The sequence below is a fragment of the Streptomyces sp. HUAS MG91 genome (assembly GCF_040529335.1).
GTDB classification, from domain to species: domain Bacteria; phylum Actinomycetota; class Actinomycetes; order Streptomycetales; family Streptomycetaceae; genus Streptomyces; species Streptomyces tabacisoli.
Map to the genome: position 1 here is coordinate 6,391,756 of NZ_CP159534.1, position 23,591 is coordinate 6,415,346.

Sequence of the window (23,591 nt, forward strand, 5' to 3'; positions counted from 1 at the left end):
CACAGCGCGTGCGGATCTGACATGCTTCCGCCGACGCGCTGACGGAGTTCGCTTTTAGCGGAATTTTCGTGACCTGTTCCCGGAGAAGCCGTGTGTGATCGATCACATGGGCGAATTTCGGGTCATCTACAGTCCGTGATCGCTCAAGGCGGCGGAAAGCCTGGAAAATCCGGGTTTTCGGGCGCCTTGATCACGGGAAGTACACGGGATGGCGGTCGTGCAGTGCGACATCGGGACCGTGTACGGTCCCGTTCGCCACCCAAGCTGATCACTCTCGGGGGATCCGGTTGGGTGTCGATTGAGTAACAGACCTTGATGTGAGGCAAAATCTCCGCCTCAGGTCGGGCACAAGTCCGGCCTCTCATGCGTTACGTGCGCTGAGACACCGCAGACACCCAGAGGGGGAGAGGCGACATGGCAACGGACTACGACACTCCACGTAAGACCGATGACGACCTCAACGAGGACAGCATCGAAGAACTGAAGTCCCGGCGGAACGACAAGTCCGCGTCGAATGTCGACGTGGACGAGTTCGAGGCGGCCGAGGGCCTGGAACTCCCGGGCGCCGACCTCTCGAACGAGGAACTGGCGGTCCGGGTCCTGCCCAAGCAGCAGGACGAGTTCACCTGCATGAGCTGCTTCCTGGTGCACCACCGCAGCCAGCTCGCGCGGGAGAAGAACGGGCAGCCGATCTGCCGCGACTGCGACTGAGGCAGGGTCGGGCATGACTGGCTCGACCCCGCCCTGGAAGCGCCGCACCTGGAGCAAGCGCCGGGATGCGGCTCAAGGCCCGTCAGAGGCCGTGCGTGACGACGAGCGAGGCTCTTTCCCCGGCGCAGCCGGTGAAGAGGCCTCGCTCGAATCGGCGGACGGTCACGAGCCGACGGGAGACCCGGCGACAGCGGCGTCGGCGGGAGCCGTGGACGCCGTGGAGCTGTACGACACCGACCCGGCCGCCGGGACACCCGCGGTGGCCAGGCGCCGGATGGACGCCGTCAGAGCCGGTGTCCGCAAGAGCGGCGACGTCGCGAGAACGGGGATGGCGAAAGGCGGCAGCGCCGCGAGAACGGGGATGGCCAAGGGCGGCGCCGCCGCCAAGGCCGGTATCGGCTATCTCGCCGACCAGATCATCAAGAACGCGCCGCGGGTGCCCGTACGAGACCTGGCGACCCTCCGCGAGCAGTTCCCCGGCCTGGAGCCCGAGCGGCTCGCGGACAAGCTGATCGCCGGCGCGGCAAACGCGACATCCACGGTGGGCGCCGGAGTCGGCGCCGCGGCGATGCTCCCCGTACCGCCCGCGATGCCCACCGAGCTGGCCGCGGAGATCACGGGCGTGGCCGCGATCGAGCTCAAGCTCATCGCCGAGCTGCACGAGGTCTACGGACTGCGCCCGCCCGGCGGTCTGAAGGACCGCAGCACGGCCTATCTGCACTCCTGGACGGACGAGCGCGGGATCGACGTCAAGCAGCCGCTGACGGTCAACGCGGCGCTCGGCGGCCAGATGAAGCGCGAGCTGCGTCAACAGATCATGAAGCGGATGGTGCGGAACCTGCCGAGCCTGACGCCGTTCATGGTCGGCGCCGCCGTCGGCGCGGTCATGAACCGGCGGGACACCAAGAGGCTCGCCGAGCGGATCCGCAAGGACCTGCGGGCCGCCCAGGTGCCCTGGGACCGGCTCGGCGACCTGCCGCCCCTGGAAGCCCCCGTGGACCCTCTGGAGCTAGAGGGCTGACCCGCCGCCCAGAGCCTTTGCCAAAGTTTCAGGTTCGCGGGTCGACAGATAGACGTACGGGGTGGGGTCCTCGGGGTCGACGACCTCGGCCCGCACCGCCGTCGGCACATAGCTGCGCAGCAGCATGAAGGCGCGCGGGTCCGCCTTGTGCATGCGCCAGGCGCGCGCCTCCTCGGCGTCCAGCACCTCCACGGCACCCAGCGCGGACAGCGGGATCTTCGCGTCGCCCGCGATCAGCGAGTCACCCACGACCCGGATCCGGATCGAGCCGTACGAGCTGGTGATGACGGCGGCCACGAGGAAGCCGGCGACGAAGCCGCCGAGCAGCGGCAGCGTGCCGAAGGGCAGCGCGATGATGCCGCCCGCGACACCGACGAGAAAGGTGATGACCCACCACGAACGGGGCGCGGTGAGACGTTCTTCGTACGGCATCGTCGAGAGCTCCATGCCGACTAGCTTGGCACGATGCGTGCGGGCACAGGACTCGCGGGTAAGGTCTGCGCCTGTGAGTGGTACTTCAGCAGCTCTGACGCCCCCCGCCGACGCGATAGCGCCGGTGCGGCACCCCGACGCGCCCGCCCCCGGCGAACTCCTCGGCCCGCACTACGGACACTGTTTCGGCTGTGGCGGCGAGCAGCCGCACGGGCTGCACCTGGAGGCACGGGCCGGCGAGGGCGTCACCGTCACCGCCGAGTTCACCGTACGCCCCGAGCACCAGGGCGCCCCGGGCCTCGCGCACGGCGGCCTGCTGGCCACCGCGCTCGACGAGACGCTGGGCTCGCTGAACTGGCTGACGCAGGCCATCGCCGTCACCGGACGGCTCGAGACGGACTATGTGCGGCCCGTGCCGGTGGGCACCGTGCTGCACCTGTCCGCCGAGATCACCGCGGTGGCCGGGCGCAAGATCTACTCGACCGCGACCGGCCGGATCGGCGGCCCCGACGGGCCCGTCGCCGTCCGCGCCGACGCCCTCTTCATCGAGGTGAAGGTCGACCACTTCATCGACAACGGCCGCCCGGAGGAGATCCAGGCGGCCATGAGCGACCCGGACCGGCTCCGGCGCGCCCGTGCCTTCGAGGTGAACCCGTGACCCAGCAGCTCCTCGACGTGCTCATCCGGCGCGTCGACCCCGATGTGCCGCTGCCCGCGTACGCGCAGCCGGGCGACGCCGGCGCCGACCTGCGGACCACCGAGGCGTACGAGCTCGCCCCCGGCGAGCGGACGGTGCTGCCCACCGGAGTGTCTGTCGCCCTGCCGGAGGGGTACGCGGCCTTCGTGCACCCGCGATCCGGTCTTGCCGCGCGCTGCGGTGTCGCTCTGGTGAATGCCCCGGGGACGGTGGATGCCGGGTACCGTGGAGAGATCAAGGTGATCGTGGTGAATCTCGACCCGCGCGAGAGCGTGCGGTTCGAGCGCTTCGACCGGATTGCCCAACTGGTCGTCCAGCAGGTCGAGAAGGTTCGCTTCCACGAGGTCGCGGAGCTTCCCGGATCGGCGCGGGCCGAGGGGGGCTTCGGGTCCACCGGCGGGCATGCCTCTGTGGGTGTCTCCGCCGGGACCGTCGAGGACACAGACGGTCAAAAGGGTGGGAATCGATACGCTTCGGTCGTATCCGACCGGGAAGGACAGTGACGTGTTCGGACGTCGCAAGAAGAACAGCTCCGCTGAGGACGCAGTGGACGCGGCGGGCGAGGCCGAGCAGGTCGTCGACGGACCCGTCGACAGTGCCGACAGTGCCGACGACGCCGCGGCCGGGTCGCAGCGGGTGCGGCTCGAGCCCGAGCCGCGTCCCGACGGCCCCTGGGACGGCTCCGAGGTCCGTGAGCCCGGCGAGGGCCGGGTCGACCTCGGCGGGCTCTTCGTCCCCGGTGTAGAGGGCATGGAGCTGCGGGTGGAGGTCGCGGGAGACGCGATCGTCGCCGCGACCGTGGTCCTGCGGGACAGCGCGATCCAGCTGCAGGCCTTCGCCGCCCCCAAGAAGGAGGGCATCTGGGGCGAGGTCCGCGAGGAGATCGCCTCGGGCATCACTCAGCAGGGTGGTGTGATCGACGAGATCGAGGGTCCGCTCGGCTGGGAGCTGCGTGCCCAGGTGCCGGTGCAGCTGCCCGACGGCACGGGCGGCTTCCAGGTCGTCCGGTTCATCGGTGTGGACGGTCCGCGCTGGTTCCTGCGCGGTGTGATCTCGGGCCAGGGCGCGGTGCAGCCGCAGGCCGCCGGTCTGCTGGAGCAGATCTTCCGTGACACGGTCGTGGTGCGCGGCGACGGTCCGATGGCCCCGCGCGACCCGATCGTCCTCAAGCTCCCGGACGACGCGCAGATGGTCGCCGAGGGCGCCGCTCAGGACAGCCAGGAGGCTTCGCGCTTCTCCGGCGGCATGGGCCAGCTGGCCCGCGGCCCGGAGATCACCGAGGTGCGCTGACGCGCGCAGTCGTCGTACGTGGCCGGGGGCCGCGCATCCGCAAGGGTGCGCGGCCCCCGGCTTTTCGCTGCCCGGCTCCCAACTGCCGTTCTTTCTTCAGTACTTGACGGAAGGCTGGTCCGTACCTAGGGTCACCGGCCAACGCCAGAGTTCACATTGGCGCCCCACGTTCATATACGAGAACGGATGGCCCCCACCATGCAGGCTCGTCACAGAAGATCGCGCACCGCCCTGCTCGCCACCCTGACGACCACCGTCACGGCCCTCGTGGCCGGCGTCCTCGCCCTGCCCGGCGCCGACCGCGCGGAGGCGGCGCCGAGCACCTTCGCCCATCCCGGAGTCACCGTCTCCAAGGGGCAGCTCGACTTCGCCAAGGCCAAGGTCGACGCCGGGGCGCAGCCGTGGAAGAGCGCCTACGACCAGATGATGGCCAGCAAGTACGCGGACCTGAACCGCACCCCCAAGCCCCGCGCCACCGTCGAGTGCGGCTCGTACTCCAACCCCAATTACGGCTGCACCGACGAGCGCGAGGACGCGATAGCCGCGTACACCGACGCCCTCGCCTGGTACTTCACCCGCGACGAGCGCTACGCGAAGAAGTCGATCGCGCTCATGGACGCCTGGTCCGGGACGATCAAGGAGCACACCAACAGCAACGCGCCGCTCCAGACCGGCTGGGCCGGCTCCTCCTGGCCCAAGGCCGCCGAGATCATCAAGTACACGTACAGCGGCGGCTGGGCGAACGAGGGCCGCTTCCGGACGATGCTGCGTGACGTCTACCTGCCCAAGGTCATCAACGGCAGCAACTCCAACGGCAACTGGGAGCTGTCGATGATGGAGGCCGCCGTCGGGATCTCCGTCTTCCTGGAGGACAAGGCCTCGTACGACAAGGCCATGGCGAAGTTCCGGACCCGGACGGCCGCGTACGTCTATCTGGCCTCGGACGGCGACCTGCCCAAGACCGTGCCGAGCCAGAACCTCGACACCAAGGCGAAGATCGTCAGCTACTGGCAGGGGCAGTCCACCTTCGTGACGGGCCTGACGCAGGAGACCTGTCGCGACTTCACGCACACCGGGTACGGCATCTCGGCCATCTCGCACATCGCCGAGACCAGCCGCATCCAGGGGCAGGACCTGTACGGCACGGACGTCGGCGAGCGGCTACGGCAGGCGCTCGGCCTCCAGGCCAAGTACGAGCTCGGTGAGGCGCCGCCCAGCTGGCTGTGCGGCGGCAGCGTCAACCGCGGCCTCGGTCCGGTCACGGAGGTCGGCTACAACGCGCTGCACACCCGCCTCGGCACCGCGATGACCAACACCCAGAAGCTCACCGAGCAGCAGCGGCCCGCCGGGTCCAACAACCTGTTCGTGGCCTGGGAGACCCTGACGCACGCCGAGAACCCGAGCTAGGCGTACGGGGGCGGGCGGCTTCGGCGCATCAGGGTTGCGTCAAAGCCGCCAGCTCACCGGGCATCCATCCCCTTTGTCGGAATTGCTGGCCGTAAGGTCGACGCTGCGTGGAGCGGTGACTGAAAGACAATGGGGCCATGGGACGCGGCAAGCTACGGATCTATCTCGGGTCGGCACCGGGCGTCGGCAAGACGTACGCGATGCTCTCCGAGGCGCACCGCCGCGTCGAGCGCGGCACCGACTGCGTGGTCGCGTTCGTCGAGCACCACGGGCGTACGCGCACCGAGGTGATGCTGCACGGCCTGGAGCAGGTGACGCGGGCGGAGGTCGAGTACCGCGGGTCGGTCTTCCAGGAGATGGACGTCGACGCCGTGCTGCGGCGGGCGCCCGCCGTCGCCCTCGTCGACGAGCTGGCCCACACGAACGTGCCGGGCTCCCGCAACACCAAGCGCTGGCAGGACGTCGAGGAGCTGCTCGCCGCCGGCATCGACGTCGTCTCGACGGTGAACATCCAGCACCTGGAGTCACTGGGCGACGTCGTCGAGTCGATCACCGGGGTCCGGCAGCGCGAGACCGTGCCGGACGAGATGGTCCGGCGGGCCGATCAGATCGAGCTGGTCGACATGTCGCCCCAGGCGCTGCGCCGCCGCATGGCGCACGGCAACATCTACAAGCCCGACAAGGTCGACGCGGCCCTGTCGAACTACTTCCGCCCCGGCAACCTCACGGCGCTGCGCGAGCTGGCCCTGCTCTGGGTCGCCGACCGGGCCGACGAGTACCTCCAGGAGTACCGGGGCGAGCACAACATCCGCTCCACCTGGCAGGCCCGCGAGCGGATCGTCGTCGGTCTCACGGGCGGTCCCGAGGGCCGGACGCTGATCAGACGGGCGGCGCGGCTCGCGGAGAAGGGCGCCGGGGGCGAGGTCCTGGCGGTGTACATCGCGCGCAGCGACGGTCTCACCGCCGCGTCCCCGAAGGAGCTGGCGCTCCAGCGCACCCTCGTCGAAGACCTCGGCGGAACGTTCCATCATGTGATCGGCGACGACATCCCCGCCGCGCTCCTGGAGTTCGCGCGCGGGGTCAACGCCACCCAGATCGTCCTCGGCTCCTCCCGCCGCAAGACCTGGCAGTACATGTTCGGGCCCGGCGTCGGCGCGACCGTCGCCCGCGAGTCCGGCCCCGACCTCGACGTGCACATCGTCACGCACGAGGAGGTCGCCAAGGGACGCGGCCTGCCCGTCGCGCGCGGCGCCCGGCTCGGCCGGTCCCGCGTCGTGTGGGGCTGGCTCATCGGCGTCGGCGGCCCCGCGCTGCTCGCGCTGGCCCTCACCAACGTGGACAGCGACCTCGGCCTCGCCAACGACATGCTGCTGTTCCTGTCCCTGATCGTGGCGGCGGCGCTGGTCGGCGGGCTGCTGCCGGCGCTCGCCTCGGCGGCGTTCGGCTCGCTCCTGCTGAACTACTACTTCACCCCGCCGCTGCACCTGTGGACCGTCGCGGACCCGAAGAACATCGTGGCCATCGCCATCTTCGTCGGGGTCGCGGTGTCCGTGGCGTCGGTGGTGGACCTGGCGGCCCGGCGCACCCACCAGGCGGCCCGGCTGCGCGCCGAGTCGGAGATCCTGTCGTTCCTCGCGGGCAGCGTGCTGCGCGGCGAGACCACCCTGGAGGCGCTCCTGGAACGCGTCCGGGAGACCTTCGCGATGGACTCCGTGGCGCTCCTGGAACGGGCGAGTGACACCGAGCCGTGGACCTGCGCGGGCAGCGTCGGACCGCAGCCGCTCGGCCGCCCCGAGGACGCCGACGTCGACATGCCGGTGGGCGACCACATGGCGCTCGCCCTGTCCGGCCGGGTGCTGCCCGCCGAGGACCGGCGCGTGCTCGCCGCGTTCGCCGCGCAGGCCGCCGTCGTCCTCGACCGCCAGCGGCTGCGCTCCGAGGCCGACCAGGCCCGTTCGCTCGCCGAGGGCAACCGCATCCGCACCGCGCTGCTGGCGGCCGTCTCGCACGACCTGCGCACCCCGCTCGCCGGCATCAAGGCATCCGTGTCGTCCCTGCGCTCCGAGGACGTCGAATGGTCGCCCGAGGACCAGGCGGAACTGCTCGCCGGGATCGAGGAGGGCGCGGACCGTCTCGATCACCTGGTCGGGAACCTGCTGGACATGTCGCGCCTCCAGACCGGCACGGTCACCCCGCTGATCCGGGAGATCGACCTCGACGAGGTGGTCCCGCTGGCCCTGGTCGGCGTACCGGACCCGGAGCTGAGCGTCGATCTGGACGTTCCCGAGTCGCTGCCCATGGTGAGCGTGGACAAGGGGCTGCTGGAGCGGGCGGTCGCCAACATCGTGGAGAACGCCGTGAAGTACAGCCCGCCCGACGAGCCGGTGCTGGTCGCGGCCAGTGCGCTGGGCGACCGTGTCGAGCTGCGGGTGGTGGACCGGGGACCGGGCGTTCCGGACGAGGCGAAGGACCGCATCTTCGCGCCGTTCCAGCGCTACGGTGACGCTCCCCGGGGTGCCGGAGTGGGGCTCGGGCTCGCGGTCGCGCGGGGCTTCGCCGAGGCGATGGGCGGCACGCTCACCGCCGAGGACACCCCGGGCGGCGGCCTCACCATGGTCCTCACCCTGCGCGCGGCGCACGCGGACCGGGCGCCGCTGACCACACTTGATCAACCGTTGATCCGTACGACAGCTCAGAGAGGCAGGTCCGCATGACCCGGGTGCTCGTGGTCGACGACGAACCGCAGATCGTCCGCGCCCTCGTCATCAACCTGAAGGCGCGCAAGTACGAGGTGGACGCCGCCGCCGACGGCGCGCAGGCGCTGCAGCTCGCCGCCGCTCGCCACCCGGACGTCATCGTGCTCGACCTGGGCCTGCCCGACATGGACGGCGTCGAGGTCATCAGGGGGCTGCGCGGCTGGACCCGGGTGCCGATCCTGGTGCTGTCCGCCCGCCACTCCTCGGACGAGAAGGTCGAGGCGCTCGACGCGGGCGCCGACGACTACGTCACCAAGCCCTTCGGCATGGACGAACTCCTTGCCCGCCTGCGGGCGGCCGTGCGGCGGGCCGAGCCCACCGGCGGCGGCGAGGACGAGGGGATCGTCGAGACGTCCGACTTCACGGTCGACATGGCCGCCAAGAAGGTCAACAGGGACGGCCGCGACGTACGTCTCACCCCGACCGAATGGCACCTCCTGGAGGTGCTGGTGCGCAACACGGGCCGCCTGGTGAGCCAGAAGCAGCTGCTGCAGGAGGTGTGGGGCCCCTCTTACGGTACGGAGACGAACTATCTCCGTGTGTACATGGCGCAACTGCGCCGCAAGCTGGAGACCGATCCGTCCCATCCGCGGCACTTCATCACCGAGCCCGGAATGGGGTACAGGTTCGAGAAGTAGCCCCTGCGTCCGTGCCGGTGGCCCCGGGTACGCTTCCAGTATGAGTGCTGTTGCGGGCCGTTTCCGGCGCATGCTCGACCGACTCTCCACCTCGCAGGAGGACCTGGAGTCGGAGGAGCTGCGCGAGGACTCGGAGACCACTGGCTGTACGCGGATCGGGGACTGCCACGACCGACAGATCGTGACGGTTACTGGTACGTTGCGCACGGTGACCCTGCGGCCACGCGCCGGAGTCCCGGCCCTGGAAGCGGAGTTGTTCGACGGTTCGGCCGCGCTCGACGTGGTCTGGCTCGGCCGGCGCTCGATCGTGGGCATCGAGCCGGGCCGCAAACTGATCGCATCGGGGCGTGTCTCGATGAGCCGGGGCCGTAGGGTGCTCTTCAACCCCAAGTACGAACTCAGACCGCTCGGACGGGAGTAGCCGGTGACGTCCCTCGACGACAAGCCGACCGATCGCGAAGCCGGTGCCGACGCCGACGCGACCACGGACAGGGCGGTGACCGAGGCCGCGCTCTTCGATGCCTTCGGCGGTGTGCGGGGCATGGTGGAGACCGTGGTCCCCGGCCTGCTCTTCGTGACCATCTTCACGATCAACAAGGACCTGCACGTGTCGGCCATCGCGGCCCTCGCGGTGTCCCTCGTCCTGGTGGTCGTGCGCCTGGTCATGAAGGACACGGTCAAGCACGCCTTCAGCGGTGTCTTCGGCGTCGCCTTCGGTGTCGTCTTCGCGATGATGACCGGCAACGCCAAGGACTTCTATCTGCCGGGCATGCTCTACACGCTGGGCCTCGCGGTCGCGTACATCGTGACCACGCTGTGCGGGGTTCCCCTGATCGGGTTGATCCTCGGCCCGGTGTTCAAGGAGAACCTGTCGTGGCGGACGCGCAACCCCGGCCGCAAGAAGGCCTATGCGAAGGCGAGTTGGGCCTGGGGGCTCATCCTGCTCGCGAAGTGCGCGATCCTCTTCCCGATGTACTTCTGGGCCGACACCGACTCGGACAACACGCAGTTCGGCTGGGTGCTCATCGCGCTGAAGATCCCGCCGTTCCTGCTGGCCGTGTGGCTGACGTGGGTGTTCCTCGCCAAGGCTCCGCCGCCCATCGACGTGTTCGCGGAGATGGAGGCCGAGGAGGCTGCCGCCAAGGAGCGGGAGGCCGGCGGTGAGGGGGCCGCGTCCTCCGGGGGGCCTGCGCGCCATCGTCGCGAGAGCTGAGGCCGGTTCGCGGGTGCACGTCGTGAGTGGTTGCTCGCGCAGTTCCCCGCGCCCCTAAAAGCGAGAAGGCGCCCGGTGAGCAAAGCTCACCGGGCGCCTTCTCGCTTCTTACGCGCCTTCGCGGCGGACCGAGAGGAGGTCCTCCAGTTGTTCCTCGCGGGCCTGGGCGGCCACGAACAGCAGTTCGTCGCCCGCCTCCAGGGAGTCCTCCTGGCTGGGGGCCAGGACGCGGGTGCCGCGGATGATCGTCACCAGCGACGTGTCCTCCGGCCACTGGACGTCGCCCACGCGCGTGCCGGCGAGCGCCGACTCCGGCGGGAGCGTCAGCTCCACCAGGTTCGCGTCGCCGTGGCTGAAGCGCAGCAGGCGCACCAGGTCACCGACGCTGACGGCCTCCTCGACCAGGGCGGACATGAGGCGCGGGGTGGAGACGGCGACGTCGACGCCCCACGACTCGTTGAACAGCCACTCGTTCTTCGGGTTGTTGACCCGGGCGACGACGCGCGGGACCCCGTACTCGGTCTTCGCGAGCAGGGAGACGACCAGGTTGACCTTGTCGTCGCCGGTGGCCGCGATGACCACGTTGCAGCGCTGGAGCGCCGCCTCGTCCAGGGACGTGATCTCACAGGCGTCGGCGAGCAGCCACTCCGCCTGCGGGACGCGCTCGACCGAGATGGCGGTCGGCGCCTTGTCGACGAGCAGGACCTCGTGCCCGTTCTCCAGGAGCTCGCCCGCGATCGAGCGGCCGACGGCTCCGGCTCCGGCAATGGCGACCCTCATCAGTGACCGCCCTCCCCTTCAGGGCCTTCGGCGAACGCCGCCTCGACCTTCTCGACGTCGTCCGTGCGCATCATCACGTGGACGAGGTCGCCCTCCTGGAGCACCGTCTGCGACGTGGGCAGGATCGCCTCGCCGAGCCGGGTCAGGAACGCGACGCGCACGCCCGTCTCCTCCTGGAGGCGGCTGATCCGCTGGCCGACCCAGGACTCCGAGGCGTGCACCTCGGCGAGCTGGACCCCGCCGGTGGGATCGCGCCACAGCGGCTCCGCGCCGGACGGCAGCAGGCGGCGCAGCATCTGGTCGGCGGTCCAGCGGACCGTGGCGACCGTCGGAATGCCCAGGCGCTGGTAGACCTCGGCGCGGCGGGGGTCGTAGATCCGCGCCGCCACGTTCTCGATCCCGAACATCTCGCGGGCCACGCGGGCGGCGATGATGTTCGAGTTGTCACCGCTGGAGACGGCGGCGAAGGCGCCGGCCTCCTCGATGCCCGCCTCGCGCAGGGTGTCCTGGTCGAAACCGACACCGGTGACGCGGCGGCCGCCGAACCCGGAGCCCAGACGGCGGAAGGCCGTCGGGTCCTGGTCGACCACGGCGACCGTGTGGCCCTGCTGTTCCAGGGTCTGGGCAAGCTGGGACCCTACCCGGCCACAGCCCATGATCACGATATGCACGGCCCTACCCCGCACTCCTCATAGGCCTACTGACCTGCGTAAACGTCCTGCTCATGTCTCTCTCTCGCGGCTCGGTCCAGCCGGTGTGGCTCGATCTCGGGCACGGTGCGGGCTTGTGTTGCGGCTCGCGCTCTGGACCACCGTATCGGCAATGGGCGCGAACTCGACCTTCGCGTGGTGGCACTAGATCGTCGGGGACTTGGGGGAGGGCTGTGGACGAATAGGGGTGGCGGGTGGGCGGCCCCCCGTTCGAACGCTTACGATCCTCTGCGTGTCCAAACTGACCGACGTGCCCAAACGGATCTTGATCGGGCGCGCACTGCGCAGTGATCGGCTCGGAGAAACGCTCCTGCCGAAGCGCATCGCACTCCCCGTTTTCGCCTCCGACCCGCTCTCCTCCGTCGCGTACGCGCCCGGCGAGGTGCTGCTGGTCCTGTCCATCGCGGGCGTGTCGGCGTACCACTTCAGCCCCTGGATCGCGGTCGCGGTCGTCGTGCTGATGTTCACGGTCGTCGCCTCGTACCGGCAGAACGTGCACGCCTACCCGAGCGGTGGCGGCGACTACGAGGTGGCCAACACCAACCTCGGCCCGAAGGCCGGGCTCACCGTCGCCAGCGCCCTGCTCGTCGACTACGTCCTGACCGTCGCCGTCTCCATCGCCTCCGGCATCGAGAACCTCGGCTCGGCGGTGCCCTTCGTGGTCGAGCACAAGGTGCTGTGCGCCTGCGCCGTGATCATCCTGCTGACGCTGATGAACCTGCGCGGGGTCAAGGAGTCCGGGAAGCTCTTCGCCATCCCGACGTACGTCTTCGTCGCCGGCGTCTTCATCATGATCGCCTGGGGTGCCTTCCGCGGGCTGATCCTCGGCGACACCATGCGGGCCCCCACCTCCGACTTCCACATCAAGGCGGAACACCAGGGCCTCGCGGGCTTCGCCCTGGTCTTCCTGCTCCTGCGGGCCTTCTCCTCCGGCTGCGCGGCCCTGACCGGCGTCGAGGCGATCTCCAACGGCGTCCCGGCGTTCCGCAAGCCGAAGTCGAAGAACGCGGCGTCCACGCTCGCCCTCATGGGCGCGCTCGCCGTCACCATGTTCTGCGGCATCATCGCGCTCGCCATGACCACCAAGGTCCGGATGGCCGAGCATCCGGCGACCGACCTGATCCACAACGGTGTCGCCGTCGGCGGCGCCTACGTCCAGAACCCGGTGATCTCCCAGGTCGCCGAGGCCGTCTTCGGCAAGGGCAGCTTCCTCTTCATCGTCCTCGCGGCCGCGACGGCCCTGGTCCTCTTCCTGGCCGCCAACACCGCGTACAACGGCTTCCCGCTGCTCGGCTCGATCCTCGCCCAGGACCGCTACCTGCCGCGCCAGCTGCACACCCGCGGCGACCGCCTCGCCTTCTCGAACGGCATCGTGCTGCTCGCGGGCGCGGCGATGCTCCTGGTCGTGATCTACGGCGCCGACTCCACCCGCCTGATCCAGCTCTACATCGTCGGCGTGTTCGTGTCCTTCACGCTCAGCCAGACGGGCATGGTTCGGCACTGGAACCGCCACCTGCGCACCGAGCGCGACGCCGACAAGCGCCGCCACATGATCCGCTCCCGCGCGATCAACGCCTTCGGCGCCTTCTTCACCGGCCTGGTCCTCGTGGTCGTCCTCGTCACGAAGTTCACCCACGGCGCCTGGGTCGCGCTGCTCGGCATGTGCATCTTCTACGCGACGATGACCGCGATCCGGAAGCACTACGACCGGGTCGCCGAGGAGATCGCCGCGCCGGAGACGCCGTCCGACGACAGCGTCCGCCCGTCCCGCGTCCACTCGATCGTCCTCGTCTCGAAGATCCACCGGCCGACGCTGCGGGCCCTGGCCTACGCCAAGCTGATGCGCACGGACACCCTCGAAGCGCTGAGCGTCAACGTCGACCCGGCCGAGACCAAGGCGCTGCGCGAGGAGTGGGAGCGGCGCGGCATCGAGATCCCGCTCAAGGTCCTCGACTCGCCGTACCGCGAGATCACCCGGCCGATCATCGAATACGTGAAGAGCCTGCGCCGCGAGTCCCCGCGCGACGCGATCAGCGTGATCATCCCCGAGTACGTGGTCGGCCACTGGTACGAGCACCTGCTGCACAACCAGAGCGCCCTCAGGCTGAAGGGGCGGCTGCTGTTCACCCCGGGGATCATGGTGACGTCGGTCCCCTACCAGCTGGAGTCCTCCGAGGCCGCCAAGAAGCGGGCCCGCAGGCGTTCCGAGTGGAACGCGCCGGGCGCGGTGCGCCGCGGCCCGGTCGAGAAGCGCCCCAAGGAGCCGAGCGGCAAGTAACGCCGTTCCCGAGCGGTCGGCTCGTGGTGAGCGGCCGGACAACAGCCACGTAGACTGGACGGCTGTTGTCCGGCCGCTTCTCCGTTTGTGGCCTCCCCTGACGTACTGGAGCTCCCGCCATGCAGGCAGAACCGACGAAGTCCCTGGTGGGGGAGGAGTACGAGGTCGAGGTCGGCCCCGTCGCGCACGGTGGTCACTGCATCGCGCGCACGGCCGAGGGCCAGGTCCTGTTCGTCCGGCACACGCTGCCCGGCGAGCAGGTCGTGGCGCGGGTGACCCACGGCGAGGAGGGCGACCGCTTCCTGCGCGCGGACGCCGTACGGGTCCTGGACGCCTCCAAGGACCGCGTCGAGGCCCCCTGCCCGTACGCCGGTCCGGGCCGCTGCGGCGGCTGCGACTGGCAGCACGCCAAGCCCGGCGCGCAGCGCCGCATGAAGGGCGAGGTCATCGCCGAGCAGCTGCAGCACCTGGCCGGGCTCACGCCCGAGGAGGCCGGCTGGGACGGCACCGTCATGCCGGCCGAGGGCGACAAGCTCCCGGCGGGCGAGGTCCCGCAGTGGCGTACGCGCGTCCAGTACGCGGTGACCGAGGACGGCCGCGCGGGCCTGCGCCGCCACCGCTCGCACGAGGTCGAGCCGGTCGAGCACTGCATGATCGCCGCCGAGGGCGTCTCCGAGCTGGGCATCGAGCAGCGCGACTGGACCGGCATGGAGTCGGTCGAGGCGATCGCGGCCAGCGGCTCGCAGGACCGCCAGGTGATCCTGAAGCCGCTGGTGGGCGCCCGTCTGCCGATCGTCGAGCTGGACAAGCCGGTCTCCGTGATGCGGATCGGTGAGAAGGACGGCGGCGTCCACCGCGTCCACGGCCGCCCGTTCGTGCGCGAGCGCGCCGACGACCGTACGTACCGGGTGGGCAGCGGCGGCTTCTGGCAGGTCCACCCCAAGGCGGCGGACACCCTGATGAAGGCCGTCATGCAGGGCCTGCTCCCGCGCAAGGGCGACATGGCCCTCGACCTGTACTGCGGCGTCGGCCTCTTCGCGGGCGCGCTCGCGGACCGGATCGGCGACAAGGGTGCGGTGCTCGGCATCGAGTCCGGCAAGCGCGCGGTGGAGGACGCCCGCCACAACCTCTCCGGGTTCGACCGGGTCCGCATCGAGCAGGGCAAGGTCGAGGCCGTGCTCCCGCGCACCGGCATCACCGAGGTGGACCTCATCGTCCTCGACCCGCCGCGCGCGGGCGCCGGCAAGAAGACCGTCGCCCACCTCTCGACGCTGGGCGCCCGCCGCATCGCGTACGTGGCCTGCGACCCGGCGGCGCTCGCGCGGGACCTCGGGTATTTCCGCGAGGGCGGGTACCGGGTGCGGACGCTTCGGGCGTTCGATCTGTTTCCGATGACATCGCATGTCGAGTGTGTCGCTGTTCTGGAGCCGGCGACGAAGGGCGGCTGAACCGCGACTTCGTCGTTCGGTGAGCTTGGTCGACCTGCTTTCAGGGCTTGGACAGGTACACCCTGAGCAGTGAGTTCTGCCCCGTTCGCGGACATCTCGCGAGGATCGGATCGTGGGATCCGACGGGGAGGGTGGTCTTGGCTTCGCCGCTGCTACTGGTGGCGGGGCACGGCGGCTCCACGGGAAGGGTGGGGTGCCGGAGTATCAGCCTTGCGGGAACGCCGGTAGGGCCCGTTTCGAACGTGGCCTGGGGGCCACGCGTCCGTTCCGGTGACACGGGGGATGCTGCCGGAATGGCACCCGAGGAGTGGGTCGTGCTCCCACTACTTTCCGGCTCATGCAATGTCATCGTCATCTTGTACGAAATGTGTCCGTCGGCGCGGTCACTGGCCTTGCGCTCGGCGTCTGCGCGCCCGCCTGGGCCGCCCCTCGGGCCGCGGGCTCCCAGTCCTTCTCCTACACCGGCGCGACCCAGGCCTTCACGGTCCCCGAGGACGTCTGCGAGATGACCGTGGACGCGGCCGGCGCCGAAGGCGGCAAGGGAGCGTACAACACCTACATCAACGCGCAGAGTCCGGGCGGCCAGGGCGCTCAGGCTCGCGCGGCCGTTCGGGTCACCCCGGGCGAGCAGTTGACCGTCACTGTGGGCGGCCGGGGCAGCGACGCATCCCCACGGGGCGGGTACGGCGCCGGTGGTTATGGCGGTGGTGGCGACGGCGGCACCGTGGACGATCAGCACGATGCCGCGGCCGCGGGCGGTGGCGGAGGCGGTGCCACCAGCCTGACCCGGGCGGGCACTCTGGTGGTGGTGGCCGGCGGTGGTGGAGGGGGCGGTGGCGGCACCCTCATCCTCGCTCGCGAGGAGGCCGCCGCAGAGGCGGTGGGCGCCGGCGGCGACGGCGGGGAGGCGGGCGCGGCCGGCCAGGAGGGGTACGACAGGGCCGGTGGCGGGACGGGCGGCAAGGGCGGAAGGCCGGGCGGCGAGGGCGGAGCCGGCGGCGCGGGCGGCGCGGGCTCGCAGGCCGCGGGCACCGCGGGCGACGCTGCGAGCGGCACAGCCGGAGGCGACGGCGGCGACATTTCCGACTACGAGCGTCAGGGTGGCGGAGGCGGCGGCGGGGGCGGCGCCACCGGTGGTGGAGGCGGCGGCGCCAGCGGGGACAGCGGCAGGTACAACGGTGGTGGCGGTGGTGGCGGTGGTGGCGGCTCCAGCACCGGCCCGGCAGGCGCCACCTTCACCGACGGGGTCCGCGCGGGCAACGGCACCCTCACCCTCGACTGGACGGAGGGGACCTGCGAGACACCCACCCCCACACCCACCCCCACCCCTACACCCACCGTCACACCCACCGCGACGTCCACTCCCACGCCGACCGCGTCCGCGAGCCCGGCGCCGATCCCCACGCCCAGCGCATCCGCGAGTACGGCGGCACCCTCCGCTCCGACTGCCCCTTCCTCCGCCCCGCCGGCCGGACAGCTCGCGGAAACCGGGACCGACGACTCGCTCCTGACCGGCGCGGCGCTCCTCGTGCTCACCGGCGGCGCCATGCTCCTCGCCGCGCGACTCCTGCGGCAGCGCACCCGCGATTGACCGGGGCCTGGGGTGGGGCGCTCCCTACTCGCGTGGGAGCGGCCCGCAGGCAACGGCCTCAACGGTCTTCCTCCGAATTTCGTCCCATGCGGAAACGTCTGGCGTTCGTCTGACGCTCTCGGGAGTTCACGGGCAGGCGGATGCGGACTGGCCTCCTGCTTCGCAGTCCAGGTGCCACCGGCCGTGGCGCCCGGCGGCCGGAGTCGGTCCTCCGCGTTTGTTCAGGGGAGGCCGGGCAGGCCTGACGAGGCCAGTGCCACCGCACGGTCGACGGCGATGTGTTTGCTGTGGTCGTGTTCCTGTAGGACGAGGATGTGGACGGATTCGTCTTGGGCGGTGATGGTGAAATGCGGTGGTGCCTGTCGGCGGTGGCGTGGCGGGGGAGTGTCTGGAGTGGGGCCGAGTGTGGTCCTGTGGCCCTTTGACTCGGCGGCGGTAACAAGGGCTTGGATGAGGCGTAGAGCCCGGTTGTGCACGGATTTGGTCAGCCCCATGCCCTGGGGGCGTTTTTGGAACCCTGGTGTTCGTTGGGGAAGTCCAGAGCACTCCCGGTGCTGGATACCAGCATGATCGCACTTGCCAATCGGGGTCCGCTAAAAGGCAACGAGTTGACTAGGCGGATCTTGGGCGTGCTTCGAAAGTTCTGCCTGCCCCGCGGGCGAACGACGGGCCTCTCGAAGCACGCCCCAGGCGACTCCGTGAGTCAACCGCGTCTCCGGAGCGACATGAAGAAATCGTCGATGTCCATGATCTCTTCATTGGTCAACGTGGGCGCTTTCCATTGCCTCGCCGCACCGTGCTCGATAAAAGGGCGAGGAAGCCCAGTGCCGTAATGAAGTACATACTCCGCCGTGTCTCGGCGCCAGTAATAAGTGCCGTCGCTCTGTATCGCCGTTCCGCCCGTCACTGCGAATCGGTTGCCCACTACATCCTCGGAGTACCCCATGAGGGCGATGATCACGGGCGCCGCCTTGAGATATTCAGCAACGCGTGCGCGTTCGGGTGCAGGGATGTGTTCCGACAATGCTTTGATGTCGTCCGCGGAGCTGCTGAAAATGGACTGACTGGCGTGGTTTCCGAACAAGCCAAGAGGTTTTACCTGACGCATCTGCTTCCTTTTGACGAGGTGCGCTCGGGGCAGTGCCCGGAGCGCACCTATCGGACGGTCGCCGAGTGGCTACTTCGGTTCCCCCAAGGGGCCGTCGGGCCATTCGCGAACCTTGCCGGTGCGAGGATCGACGTCCACTTGGTGGTTGCTGGCATTCCTGACCTCTACACCACCGAGCAGTCTCGACAGCTCACCGGCTGCCTTGCAGGCGCCGTAGCACGTGACCAGCTGTATGGGCCCTCCATCGTAGTACGGGTTCTCCTTGACCAGATCGGCGATCTGTTGTGGGTGGGTGATATGCCCGTCGACGAGGAATTCGCCTTGCTCACTGCCGTGCACGACGACGTCGTGTCCGTATGTTCCCTTCGATCGCATCAGGTTCTGGATCGTGTCCGCGTCGTCGCCGATGGCCGTGGCGGTCTTCGAGTAGCGGACGCTGCCACCGGCCCAAGTGAACGAGGAAGCGGGCGGGACGCCCATGGTGGCTGCGCCGGCCGCTCCCCGCGGTGCAGCCGCTGCCTTGCGCCAGCCGGTGAGTCCGCCGACACCGGTGACGACGAGCTGTTCGACGAGTTCGTCTGCCGCGTCGGCGTACTGGTCGGCGAGTGCGTCGCAGCCCTGTTGCCGGAGGAGGTACTCGGCGCGGTACAGGCGGTAGGCGGGACGGACGGGCAGGTATTTGTCCAGAACGGCGCCGGCGCCGCCGTTCTCGCCGGTGAAGACATCGCGGAGGTCGCCGGCGATGACGGCAGGTGACTTGAAGACGTCGACGAAGGCGTTGCCGAAGATGCTGAGTACTTCGCCCACGCTGTGGACGTGCTCGTCGTCGGGATTCTCGGGAGTCTGCCCGCTGGGGTCGGTCAGCAGGGTGGGGGTGTTGTCGGCGTAGGCGTAGGGGGATACCTGTGGGGTCGCCTGGTCTCGCGTCGCCGGGTCGGGGCTCGTGAAGCGGCCGGTGGTGGGGGTGTACTGGCGGGCGTGGAGGTCGAGGTTGCCGGTGGTGGTCTCGTAGCGGGCGCCGGTGTAGGAGGGCGGGTTCGCAGGGGCGCCGCCGGTGACCGTGCCAAGGACGCGGGTACCGAACGGGTCGTAGGCCCAGCGCTGGTAGAGGGTGCCGGTGCTGTTGGTGACGTCGACCGGTGAGCCCTGGGTGTCGTGGTGGTAGGTGAAGACCGCGCCGGTGCCGGTCTTGACGGCGGTGGGCTGGCCGAGGGGGTCGTAGCGGTAGGACTGCTTGACGGCCCAGGCGCTGTCGTACTCGGTGGCCAGGATCGGCTGCGGGCCGTTGGGGTCCCACTGGGTGCGGCTGGTGACCGCCCCGTCCTTGAGGGTGGTGACCTGGTTGCCGCTCGCGTCGTGGTCGTAGGTGTAGGAGGCGCCTGCGACGGTGGCGGCGGAGATCTGACCGGCCAGGTCGTAGGCGAAGATGTCGTTGCCCGCCTTGGTCTGGTTGCCCTCGTCGTCGTAGCCGTAGCCGGTCGTCGTGGTGCCGGTCGTGGTGGAGGTGAGCTGGTCGGCGGCGTCGTAGTCGTAGTTGGTTGTCGTGGTGCCGAGGGCGGAGGTCAGGCGGTTGCCGACCTTGTCGTAGGTGTAGGACGTGGTGCGGGACGCGGCGCAGCCCGCGACCCAGGGCTGGGGGAAGCAGCCGGAGGTGAGCCGGCCGGCCGGGTCGTAGCCCAGGTCGTAGCCGGTCGCCCCGACGCCGGCCCGGGTGATGTCGACGTGCTTGGGCAGGCCCGCGGGGGAGAGGGTGAGCGCGGTCTTGGTGACGCCGGTGCCGGCCTTGGCCGAGGCGACGGCGGTCAGGCGGCCGGCACGGTCGTAGGTGCGGTCTTCTGTCTCGGTGTTGGGCAGAGTCGACCGCGTGAGGTGGCCGGTCGGGTCCCACGTGTACGAGGTTGTCTTGCCGTCCGCGGCCATGGTGTCGGTGCGGCCGTCGTTGTCGTACGTGTACGTGATCGTGTTGCCGTCGGAGTACTTGCGGCTGAGCATCTGGCCGGCGGCGTCGTAGGTGTAGGCGAAGCCGCGGGTCTTGGTGAGATTGCCGACCGAGTCGTAGCCGAAGTCCTCGGAGATCGTCGCGTTGGCGCGGGCCGTCAGTTGTCCGGCGGCGTCGTATCCGTAGGTCGCGTCGGGGGTCGAGTCCGAGTAGTCGGTCTTGGTGAGCAGACCTCGCGGATCGTGGTCGTAGCTGGTGGAACCGCTCGGAGTGGTCACCTTGTTCACGTTGCCGTCGGCGTCGAAGGCGTAAGCCGTCTCGCGCTTCAGGGGGTCGGTGACCGAGGTGAGACGGTGTGCCGTGTCGTAGCCGTAGACGGTGACGTGGTCGTTGGCGTCGGTGCGGTCGGTGACGTTGCCGACGATGTCGCGCCCGTAGGCGGTGACGGCGCCGTCCGGAGCCGTGACCTTGGTCAGATGATCCAGCTTGTCGTATCCGTAGGTGGTGGCGCGCTTGTCGGCGTCCGTCTGCTCGATGACATTGCCCACCGCGTCGTAGGCGGTGGTGGTCACGCCGCCCAGCGGGTCGGTGACCTTGGTGGGGTTGCCCGCCGGGTCGTAGCCGTAGGTGGTCGTGTACTGGGCGGGGGTGGCGCCGGAGACGTTGCCGCGCGGGTCGACCGCGGTGGCCTGGCGGCCGTCGCCGTCGTAGGTCCAGCTCTCCTTGTTGCCCAGCGGCGAGGTGCGGCTGAGCATGTTGCCGTCCGCGTCGTAGGCGTAGGCCGTCGTCTTGTTCAGCGGGTTGGTGCTGCTGGTGAGCTGGTTGTTCTTGTCGTACCCGGAGCTGATGGTCTTGCCCGCGGCGTCGGTGACCTTGGTGACGTTGTCATTGGCGTCGTAGGTCCTGGTGGTGGTGTGACCCAGGGGGTCGGTGACCACGAGCGGTCGGTTGATCGCGTCGTAGGTCGTGGTGGTGGCGGCGCCGGTGGGGCCGGTGACCTTGGTGGTGTTGCCGGCCGCGTCGTAGGCGTAGCTGGTGGTGTAGGCGGCGGGGTCGGCGCCGGTGGCGTTTCCGCGGGGCGAGACGCTGCTGAGCAGGCGGCCCACCTTGTCATAGGCGTAGGTGGTCCTGCCGCCGGCCGGATCGGTCTCGGAGGCGAGGCGCCCGGCGTTGTCGTAGGTGCGGCTGACGGCCGCACCGGACGGGTCCGTGGCGCGGGTGACGTGGCCGGCGTCGTCGTAGGCGAAAGCGGTGACATCGCCTGCCGGGTTCTTCGCGGACGTCAACTCCTCCGCGCCGTCGTACTCGTAGGACGTGGTGCGGCCCAGCGGGTCGGTGGTCGACTTGAGCAGTCCTCGGCCGTCGTACGTGTAGGCGGTCGTATAGGCAGCGGGGTCACCGCCGTCGGCGTTGCCGCGCGGGTCCGTCCTGGACAGGACGCGGCCGGCCTTGTCGTAGGTGAAGGTCGTCTTCTCACCCAGCGGGGTGGTGACCGACGTCCGGTTGCCCGTCGCGTCGTAACCGTAGGTGGTGACCTTGCCCCGCGGACTCGTCACGGTCTCCAGGGATCCCAGAGCGGTGTACGTGTAGGCGGTCTTCCCGCTCAGCGGGTCGGTGGCCGTGAGCAGTTGGTTGGAGGTGGTGTACGTGTACGTCGTCTTGTAGCCGCGGCCGTCGGTGTGGCTGGTGACGTTGCCCGCGCTGTCGTAGGTCCAGCTCTCCCCGTAGCCCAGAGCCGTCGGCGCCTTCCGAGTGAGCATCCGTCCGGCGCTGTCGTACGTCATGGTGGTGGCATTGCCGCGCTGGTCGGTGATCGTGACGGGCCGCAGATAGCGGTCGTAGTCGTAGGTGATGCTCTTGCCGTACGGGTCGATCGTCTCCATCAGGACGTTGCCGGCGTACAGGTCCGTCCACACGCCGCCGTCCGGGGCGGTGGTGTGCGACTCGCTCTTGCCGTCCCAGGTGAACGTGGTCGTCTTGGTGTTCTGGTCGGTCTGGGACTTGACGCGGCCTGCGGTGTCGTAGGTGTTGCTGACCTTTCCGCCGGCGGGATCGGTGTACGAGGACAGCCGTTTGTCGGTTCCGTACGCGTACGAGGATGTCCTGCTCGCCGGATCGGTGACCGAGGTCAGCAGGCCGCCGGTGTATCCGTAGGACACCGAAGTTCCGTCCGGGAGGCTCACCTTGGTCAGCAGGCCGTCGGCGCCGGGCGTGAAGGTGGTGGTCCGGCCGGCGGCGTCCTTGACGGAGGCGAGCTTGCCCGATGCGTACGTCAGACTCAGGCCCTTGCCCGCCTTGTCCACGACGGCGGTGAGCAGACCGTTGCTGTCGAAGGTGCGCTTGGTGTGGTCCGGTGTCGTGATCGTGTAGGTGCCGGCGCCCTTGACCAGCTTGGCCGCCGATCCCGCCGGAGCCGTGTACGTGCCGTCACTTGCCTGCGTGAACACGAACGACGCGCCGTCGTCCGTACGGTAGGTCGCTTTCCCGGTGGCGAGAGTGAGCCGTGTGTCGAAGGGTGTGGCCCAGCCGCGGCCCAGCAGGCCGACGGCACTTGAATCAGAGCGGTAGGTCCGCTCCAGGGAAAGGGGTACACCGGGGCTGACGAGCGATGCGTCGGTGAGTTGCTCGTAGAACATGCCGGTCGCCGTGTTGACCGGGTCGGCACGGTGCGCCTGCGCGTAGCAGGTGCAGATGCCTGCCTGCGCGCCCGGGATCACCGGCGTGTAGAACGCCTCGACGAGCGGCGAGGTGGTCCCGCCCGGACTGGAGGACCCGTCCGAACTGTTGAGGAAGACCCAGGCGTAGTACTTCTTGCCGTCCTGGAGCTTTCCGCCCAGTGCGTTGTTCGCCCACCAGAAGCACTGGTCCGTCGGATAGGAATTGCTCGACCACCAGTCGTAGCACCATGCCCCGGTGTCCGGGGTGTTGCCGCTGGGGTCGTCGGTGGACTTCTTGATCTCCTGCTGGACGACCGGGTTACCCGCCTCGTCCATGACGTACAGCCACATTCCGCTGTACGTCGATCCTCGTAAGGGCAGTTTTACCTGGCCGCCGATCGACAACAGACCCGGGTAGGCAGTCGCCCAGGCTGACACGGAGACAGGGTTTCCCGGGGCGGCGGCCAGCCGTTGCCCGTCCGGGCTTGCCTTCGCCGCAGGCCCACGCGTAAGCCTTCCGGTGCCCGGCCGGGCGTGCGGGGTGCCCTTGGCCGTACGTTTCGGCGACTCCATATAGTCGCGCAGAGGCGACAGTTCGCTCCGCTCCCTCGTGACCTGCTGACGACGCTCACTCAGCGTCATGGCCCTTGGCGGCTTCGGCAGATCGGCGGCCGTCCTGGCTTCAGGCTGCGCGACGGCGGCGGACGGGTTCGCGGAGAGTGGCCGGTCCCGTGGCGACGCCCCTGACGGGGTGACGCCGGCGATCACCATGAGGGTGAATGTCAGGACGGCTATGACGTGTCTTCGTACGCGTGTGGACATTCTTTGCATCACCTGTGAGAGAGGTCTTGAGCAGGGACGCGAAGAATCTTGATCCATCACACGTTCGAATGGGCCCAGTTGGGGCGGTGTGGC

General features: G+C 69.6%; 18 protein-coding genes. 13 read left to right on the forward strand and 5 right to left on the reverse strand.

What is annotated here, in order from left to right; genetic code table 11:
- The first annotated feature begins 414 nt into the window (after nt 1-414).
- Together ABII15_RS29040 and ABII15_RS29045 are read left to right on the forward strand one after the other, a co-directional pair.
- The gene (locus tag ABII15_RS29040; protein ID WP_018535993.1) at nt 415-711 is read left to right on the forward strand and encodes a DUF4193 domain-containing protein; all 297 of its coding nucleotides are present in this window, start codon (nt 415-417) and stop codon (nt 709-711) included.
- A 13-nt stretch (nt 712-724) separates the two neighbouring features.
- Nucleotides 725-1,732, forward strand: a complete 1,008-nt coding sequence (locus ABII15_RS29045; protein ID WP_353945211.1) for a hypothetical protein — start codon at nt 725-727, stop codon at nt 1,730-1,732.
- Here the strand turns inward: ABII15_RS29045 and ABII15_RS29050 are convergent.
- Nucleotides 1,721-2,179 carry a DUF3093 domain-containing protein gene (locus ABII15_RS29050; RefSeq protein ID WP_353945212.1) on the reverse strand — a complete coding sequence of 153 codons (459 nt, stop codon included), beginning with the start codon at nt 2,177-2,179 and terminating at the stop codon, nt 1,721-1,723. The genes ABII15_RS29045 and ABII15_RS29050 overlap by 12 nt on opposite strands.
- Nucleotides 2,180-2,237: 58 nt before the next feature.
- Here ABII15_RS29050 and ABII15_RS29055 point away from each other — a divergent pair, with 58 nt between their 5' ends.
- The 8 genes from ABII15_RS29055 (at nt 2,238) to ABII15_RS29090 (ending at nt 10,165) form a co-directional block, all read left to right on the forward strand.
- Nucleotides 2,238-2,822: a PaaI family thioesterase gene (locus ABII15_RS29055; protein WP_353945213.1), complete on the forward strand. Its 585-nt coding sequence runs from the start codon at nt 2,238-2,240 to the stop codon at nt 2,820-2,822.
- A complete protein-coding gene (dut, locus tag ABII15_RS29060) occupies nt 2,819-3,364 on the forward strand; it encodes a dUTP diphosphatase (protein ID WP_353945214.1) in 546 nt (181 codons plus the stop codon). Before ABII15_RS29055 ends, dut begins: the two co-directional genes overlap by 4 nt.
- 1 nt (nt 3,365) lies before the next feature.
- Nucleotides 3,366-4,151: a DUF3710 domain-containing protein gene (locus ABII15_RS29065; RefSeq protein WP_353945215.1), complete on the forward strand. Its 786-nt coding sequence runs from the start codon at nt 3,366-3,368 to the stop codon at nt 4,149-4,151.
- Between the two features lie 198 nt (nt 4,152-4,349).
- On the forward strand, nt 4,350-5,558 hold the full coding sequence (locus ABII15_RS29070; protein WP_353945216.1) for an alginate lyase family protein: 1,209 nt from the start codon (nt 4,350-4,352) through the stop codon (nt 5,556-5,558).
- A gap of 137 nt (nt 5,559-5,695) precedes the next feature.
- Nucleotides 5,696-8,272: a sensor histidine kinase KdpD gene (locus ABII15_RS29075; protein ID WP_353945217.1), complete on the forward strand. Its 2,577-nt coding sequence runs from the start codon at nt 5,696-5,698 to the stop codon at nt 8,270-8,272.
- Nucleotides 8,269-8,952: a response regulator gene (locus ABII15_RS29080; RefSeq protein ID WP_353945218.1), complete on the forward strand. Its 684-nt coding sequence runs from the start codon at nt 8,269-8,271 to the stop codon at nt 8,950-8,952. The genes ABII15_RS29075 and ABII15_RS29080 overlap by 4 nt, the downstream gene beginning before the upstream one ends.
- Nucleotides 8,953-8,992: 40 nt before the next feature.
- The gene (locus ABII15_RS29085) at nt 8,993-9,373 is read left to right on the forward strand and encodes an OB-fold nucleic acid binding domain-containing protein (RefSeq protein ID WP_111662529.1); all 381 of its coding nucleotides are present in this window, start codon (nt 8,993-8,995) and stop codon (nt 9,371-9,373) included.
- 3 nt (nt 9,374-9,376) lie between these two features.
- Nucleotides 9,377-10,165 (forward strand): DUF3159 domain-containing protein, encoded by a 789-nt coding sequence (locus ABII15_RS29090; protein WP_353945219.1) that lies wholly within the window; start codon nt 9,377-9,379, stop codon nt 10,163-10,165.
- Nucleotides 10,166-10,273: 108 nt separating this feature from the next.
- On the opposite strand, the gene ABII15_RS29095 is transcribed toward ABII15_RS29090, so the two are convergent.
- Complete coding sequence (locus tag ABII15_RS29095) at nt 10,274-10,945, reverse strand: TrkA family potassium uptake protein (RefSeq protein WP_111662527.1); 672 nt, start codon at nt 10,943-10,945, stop codon at nt 10,274-10,276.
- Nucleotides 10,945-11,616, reverse strand: a complete 672-nt coding sequence (locus tag ABII15_RS29100) for a TrkA family potassium uptake protein (protein ID WP_111662526.1) — start codon at nt 11,614-11,616, stop codon at nt 10,945-10,947. The genes ABII15_RS29095 and ABII15_RS29100 overlap by 1 nt, the downstream gene beginning before the upstream one ends.
- A gap of 271 nt (nt 11,617-11,887) precedes the next feature.
- Here ABII15_RS29100 and ABII15_RS29105 point away from each other — a divergent pair, with 271 nt between their 5' ends.
- The 3 genes from ABII15_RS29105 (at nt 11,888) to ABII15_RS29115 (ending at nt 16,972) form a co-directional block, all read left to right on the forward strand.
- Entirely contained in the window at nt 11,888-13,933 is a 2,046-nt protein-coding gene (locus ABII15_RS29105; RefSeq protein ID WP_353945220.1) for an APC family permease, read from the forward strand.
- Nucleotides 13,934-14,052: 119 nt separating this feature from the next.
- Complete coding sequence (locus tag ABII15_RS29110) at nt 14,053-15,381, forward strand: TRAM domain-containing protein (protein WP_353945221.1); 1,329 nt, start codon at nt 14,053-14,055, stop codon at nt 15,379-15,381.
- A 367-nt stretch (nt 15,382-15,748) separates the two neighbouring features.
- Nucleotides 15,749-16,972 carry a hypothetical protein gene (locus ABII15_RS29115; protein WP_353945222.1) on the forward strand — a complete coding sequence of 408 codons (1,224 nt, stop codon included), beginning with the start codon at nt 15,749-15,751 and terminating at the stop codon, nt 16,970-16,972.
- A gap of 703 nt (nt 16,973-17,675) precedes the next feature.
- Here the strand turns inward: ABII15_RS29115 and ABII15_RS29120 are convergent.
- On the reverse strand, nt 17,676-18,080 hold the full coding sequence (locus ABII15_RS29120) for a hypothetical protein (RefSeq protein ID WP_353945223.1): 405 nt from the start codon (nt 18,078-18,080) through the stop codon (nt 17,676-17,678).
- A gap of 69 nt (nt 18,081-18,149) precedes the next feature.
- A complete protein-coding gene (locus tag ABII15_RS29125; protein ID WP_353947239.1) occupies nt 18,150-23,318 on the reverse strand; it encodes a DUF6531 domain-containing protein in 5,169 nt (1,722 codons plus the stop codon).
- Nucleotides 23,319-23,591: the final 273 nt, after the last annotated feature.